Annotated in this window: 1 protein-coding gene; it reads left to right on the top strand. The window is 71.2% G+C overall.

Annotation, left to right across the window (positions count from 1 at the left end; genetic code table 11):
• Window positions 1-1088, top strand: a 1088-nt coding sequence (locus ACFW2E_RS47600) for a beta-ketoacyl synthase N-terminal-like domain-containing protein (RefSeq protein ID WP_384478588.1), incomplete at both ends; no start/stop codon positions are given.

Below are 1088 nucleotides of genomic sequence, written 5' to 3'. Positions count from 1 at the left end.
CCGGTGGTTCACCCGCCGTCGCTTCGGGGCGGGTGGCGTACGTGCTGGGTCTTGAGGGTCCGGCGCTGACGGTGGACACGGCGTGTTCCTCGTCGTTGGTGGCGTTGCACCTGGCGGCGCGTTCGGTGCGGGACGGTGAGGCGTCGCTGGCGGTGGCCGGCGGGGTGTCGGTGATGGCGGGTCCCGAGGTGTTCACCGAGTTCGCGAGGCAGGGCGCGCTCGCCGCCGACGGGCGCTGCAAGGCCTATTCCGAGCAGGCGGACGGCTTCGGCATGGGCGAGGGTGTGGGTCTGGTGGTGCTTGAGCGGTTGTCGCAGGCGCGGCGCAACGGGCGTCGGGTGCTTGCGGTGGTGCGGGGGAGTGCGGTGAACCAGGACGGGGCCAGCAATGGTCTGTCCGCTCCCAGTGGCCCGGCGCAGCAGCGTGTGATCGGTGGAGCGCTCGCCGCTTCTGGTCTGGTGCCGGATGAGGTGGATGTGGTGGAGGGGCATGGGACGGGGACGGTGCTGGGGGATCCGATCGAGGCGCAGGCGTTGCTGGCGACGTATGGGCGGGGTCGTGATCCGCAGCGTCCTTTGTGGTTGGGGTCGTTGAAGTCGAACATCGGGCATGCGCAGGCGGCTGCGGGTGTGGCCGGTGTGATCAAGATGGTGCTGGCGTTGCGGTACGGGGTGCTTCCGGCGTCGTTGCATGTGCGGGAGCCGTCGTCGCATGTGGAGTGGTCGTCGGGTGCGGTGGAGGTGTTGCGTGAGGCGCGTGCGTGGCCGCGGGTGGAGGGTCGTCGGCGGCGTGCGGGTGTGTCGGCGTTCGGGGTGAGCGGGACGAACGCGCATGTGATCGTGGAGGAGCCGCCCGAGGTGCCGGTTGGTGAAGGGGCGGGTTCTGTGGGTGTGCTGGAGGCGGCGGGTGTGGTGCCGCTGGTGCTGTCCGCCCGGACGGACACCGCCCTGGCCGCCCAGGCACGCCGACTGGCCGAGCATGTGACGCTCCGGCAGGCGGATCTCGCGGATGTGGCCCGCGCGCTCACCGCGTCACGGCAGACCTTCGACCGGCGGGCCGTGGCCCTCGTACGTGACATGGAGGACGCG

The organism is Streptomyces sp. NPDC058964 (assembly GCF_042741275.1).
Classification (GTDB): domain Bacteria; phylum Actinomycetota; class Actinomycetes; order Streptomycetales; family Streptomycetaceae; genus Streptomyces.
The sequence above is the reverse complement of the archived record's forward strand: the minus strand, read 5'-3'. Positions and strand labels throughout refer to the sequence as shown.